Source organism: Bergeyella porcorum, from assembly GCF_042427575.1.
Taxonomy (GTDB): domain Bacteria; phylum Bacteroidota; class Bacteroidia; order Flavobacteriales; family Weeksellaceae; genus Bergeyella; species Bergeyella porcorum.
The window spans coordinates 1-612 of record NZ_JBHMFD010000027.1 but is presented as its reverse complement, the minus strand read 5'-3'; the positions used below and the strand labels follow the sequence as shown (position 1 = coordinate 612).

Below are 612 nucleotides of genomic sequence, written 5' to 3'. Positions count from 1 at the left end.
CACTATTTTTCAAAGATTCTATAATTGTATCAAGCTCCAAGTATTTATTATTCTGCGGATAAAAGGATACGGCTTGGCATTTATTAAACGCTGTATCCGTATTAGGCTCGTAACCTCTTTTTACCAAGATTGGCGAACCAAATGCAGAACGGATAATATCCAACTGTTTTCTCAAAACTTTCCAATTCTGATAATACATCTTTGGTATTTCGTGTTTGCCAAAGTATTCAACATCTTTAAAATACTTGGCTACATAGTCATCTGCACCACTATCAAAGCCATCGGAAATCAAATCCCCTACATCTAATAATGGTTTTAACGGCTCTTTTTCTTTCGATTTTGGCGGATTGAGAAAATAATAAACCGCTATACCCATCGCAGACATTAGAAGAATGGAACGTATTTTGCTATCTTTGCCCATATTACTAATTTTACTTGTTTAACATTGAATAAATCACATTTCCTAGCACTCCTGCGAGTACGCTGATGATAAAATTTCGCATTAACTTAAATTTTTATATTATGAAATCTCTTTTTACTTTTTCCGCTTTATTACTTGGCTCTTTTTCTTTTGCCCAGGTTGATTTGTCTAAAAAAGAAGCTTTTGAAGCT

At 33.7% G+C, this 612-nt stretch carries 1 protein-coding gene; it reads right to left on the bottom strand.

The window, feature by feature from the left end:
* The coding region (locus ACFFUE_RS10745; RefSeq protein WP_376835250.1) for a hypothetical protein at positions 1–421 on the bottom strand (421 nt) is incomplete at its 3' end.
* Positions 422–612: the final 191 nt, after the last annotated feature.